Raw genomic sequence first — 2,699 nt, forward strand, 5'->3', positions numbered from 1 at the left:
GGCCGGTCCCGCCGCGCCCGCGCCAGACGGGCACGCGCGCGGGCGCGCGCCCAGCACAGCGCAGATCAATCCGCACAAGCAGAATCGGAGCAGCAAGCATGAGCGAGCCGACTCGCATCGAGGTTCGTACGGCGGACCCGTACCCGGTGATCATCGGGCGGGGGCTGCTCGGGGATCTGGTCGACGAGGTGACCGCGCGGTCCGCGGTGCGGACCGTGGCGATCTTCTATCAGCCGCCGCTGGCCGAGACGGCCGAGGTGGTGCGCAAGGCCCTCGTGGACAAGGGCATCGACGCGCACCGGGTGGAGATCCCGGACGCCGAGGCCGGTAAGGATCTGCAGGTCGCGGGGTTCTGCTGGGAGGTGCTCGGGCGGATCGGGCTGACCCGCAAGGACCTGATCGTGAGCCTCGGCGGTGGCGCGGCCACCGACCTGGCCGGATTCGTGGCCGCCACCTGGATGCGCGGGGTCGACATCGTGCACGTGCCGACCACGCTGCTGGCCATGGTGGACGCCGCGGTCGGCGGAAAGACCGGCATCAATACCGAGGCCGGCAAGAACCTGGTCGGCTGCTTCCACGAACCCGCCGCGGTCATGGTGGACCTCGCGACGCTGGAGACGGTGCCGCGCAACGAGATCGTGGCGGGCATGGCCGAGATCATCAAGGCCGGTTTCATCGCCGACCCGGTGATCCTGGAGCTGGTCGAACGCGACCCGCAGGCCGCCCTGGACCCGACCGGCGAGGTGCTGCCCGAACTGGTGCGGCGCGCTATCCAGGTCAAGGCGAACGTGGTGGCCGCGGACCTGAAGGAATCGGATCTGCGCGAGATCCTCAACTACGGCCACACCCTGGGCCACGCCATCGAGCGCCGGGAGCGCTACCGGTGGCGGCACGGCGCGGCCGTCTCGGTCGGCCTGGTCTTCGCCGCTGAGCTGGGCCGCCTGGCCGGCCGCCTCGACGACGAGACCGCCGACCGGCACAAGGCGATCCTCGCCAGCATCGGCCTGCCCACCAGCTACGACGCCGACGCGCTGGGCCAGCTGATGGACGCCATGCAGACCGACAAGAAGACCCGCTCGGGCGTGCTGCGTTTCGTGGTGCTCGACGGCCTGGCCAAGCCGGGCCGCCTCGAGGGCCCGGACCCGAGCCTGCTGGCGGCGGCCTACTCGGCCATCGCCCGCGAGGACGGCCCGACCGGCGGAGCCATCCTGCTGTAGGACGCCAGCGCAGCCCGCCGCACGACAACAGGGGTAGTCATGACAACGCCCGTCGCCGGGAATCGGCGGCGGGCATTGTCGTATCCGGGCCGGTCAGCCGCCCTGCAAGCGGATCTCCGAGTCCAGTAGCGCCGCGTACTCGACCAGCGCCAATTCCTGCGGATCCGCGCCCAGCCGCGCCAGCACCTGGGACCGGTCGATCAGTCTCAGGCCCGGCGCGTCGGCGCCTGTGGCTACCTGCGTGCGGCCCTCGGCCAGCACCAGACATGCTTCGGGGTCGTCTGCGGCCAACAGTCTCCGCAGATCAAGAGCGGTGACAGTATCCATAGCCATATTCTGCCCACGATCACACCGGTGGACCAGCAGCGCCCTCGCACTCCGGCACGCGGGGCGAGAGGTTTCGAGGCTCGGCATACGAAAAACCCCGCGCCACACAGTATGTGGCACGGGGTCGCGTTCAGCGGGAGCGTCAGGCGGTGACGGGCTCCTGGGTGCGCGCGGCGGGGGCCGACTTCTTGCCCTCACGCCCGACCAGCCAGCGGCCGAGCACCACACCGAGCATGGCGGGGATGAAGATCAGCAGCACGATGAACGCGGCGGCCGAGGTGACGTTGAAGACCAGGCCCTGGTCGCCCAGATCGAAGCCGGGGATGAAGTCGAGCACCCAGGCCACCAGCTGGGAGCCCACGCCCGCGGCCAGCGCCGCCTTCAGCCAGCGCATGGTGAGATCGGTCCCGTGCTCGGGGTCCGGGTTGGCGCTCCGGTCGGCGCGGCCGTCCAGCAGACCCCACGCCACCACGGCGCCGACCAGCACGATCAGGCTCAGGATGCGCATCCACACACCCGCGGTCGGCCAGTACCGCATGCCCACCCCGAGCAGCGTCTCCAGCACAACGGTCAGCGCCCCCAAGCCCACGGCGCGCAACACCCACGCATTCATGTGATCACCTTAACCCTGCGCGGCCGCCCGGCCGAACCGAATGAACTGAAACTTGTTACAGAACCTTAGCCGACCGGGACGTCCGCCCCCATCCCGGCCCGACACGCTCCGGCCGGGCCGGCATCACTCCCGCAGGGCCGCGGCCATCTCCGCGCGCGGGGCGGGCTTGCCGGTGAACTGCTCGACCTGCCCGTAGGCCTGGTTCAACAGCATCTCGAGGCCGCTCACCACGGTGTGGCCGGCACGTTCCACCGCCGCGGCGAGGGGGGTGGGCCACGGGTTGTAGATGGCGTCGAGCACCACGGGGGCCGCGGCCACCGAATCCGCCACGGCGGCGGCCGCTTCCGCGGGCACCGTGCTGACGACGGCGTCGATGTCGGAGCAGACGAACAGCAGGCCCTCGGGGTCGAAGCCGAGGATCTCCGCCGACATGCCCAATTGCTCGGCCAGTTCCAGGGTTTCGGCGGCGCGGCCGCGGTCGCGGGCCACGATGGTCACGGTGTGCGCGCCCAGATCGGCCAGGGCCAGCAGCGCGGGCCGGG

Annotated in this window: 3 protein-coding genes and 1 pseudogene; 1 reads left to right on the forward strand and 3 read right to left on the reverse strand. The window is 71.0% G+C overall.

Annotated features, from left to right (window positions below; translation table 11 throughout):
* Positions 1-98 precede the first annotated feature (98 nt).
* Positions 99-1,217, forward strand: coding sequence for a 3-dehydroquinate synthase (aroB, locus tag ACWELJ_RS33895; protein ID WP_452370141.1), 1,119 nt, complete (start codon positions 99-101; stop codon positions 1,215-1,217).
* Between the two features lie 93 nt (positions 1,218-1,310).
* Here the strand turns inward: aroB and ACWELJ_RS33900 are convergent, their stop codons facing one another.
* The 3 genes and pseudogenes from ACWELJ_RS33900 to ACWELJ_RS33910 form a co-directional block, all read right to left on the reverse strand.
* The gene (locus ACWELJ_RS33900) at positions 1,311-1,544 is read right to left on the reverse strand and encodes a hypothetical protein (RefSeq protein WP_452370142.1); all 234 of its coding nucleotides are present in this window, start codon (positions 1,542-1,544) and stop codon (positions 1,311-1,313) included.
* 142 nt (positions 1,545-1,686) lie between these two features.
* Complete coding sequence (locus tag ACWELJ_RS33905) at positions 1,687-2,157, reverse strand: B-4DMT family transporter (RefSeq protein WP_452370143.1); 471 nt, start codon at positions 2,155-2,157, stop codon at positions 1,687-1,689.
* 123 nt (positions 2,158-2,280) lie between these two features.
* Positions 2,281-2,699: pseudogene (locus tag ACWELJ_RS33910) on the reverse strand (shikimate dehydrogenase); the annotation flags it as partial.

Source organism: Nocardia sp. NPDC004582 (genome assembly GCF_053602115.1).

Bases quoted from the DNA above. Each gene is read 5' to 3' on its own strand.
- aroB (WP_452370141.1), top strand. From the start codon at position 99: ATGAGCGAGCCGACTCGCATCGAGGTTCGTACGGCGGACCCGTACCCG.
- ACWELJ_RS33905 (WP_452370143.1), bottom strand. From the start codon at position 2,157: ATGAATGCGTGGGTGTTGCGCGCCGTGGGCTTGGGGGCGCTGACCGTT.
- ACWELJ_RS33900 (WP_452370142.1), bottom strand. From the start codon at position 1,544: ATGGATACTGTCACCGCTCTTGATCTGCGGAGACTGTTGGCCGCAGAC.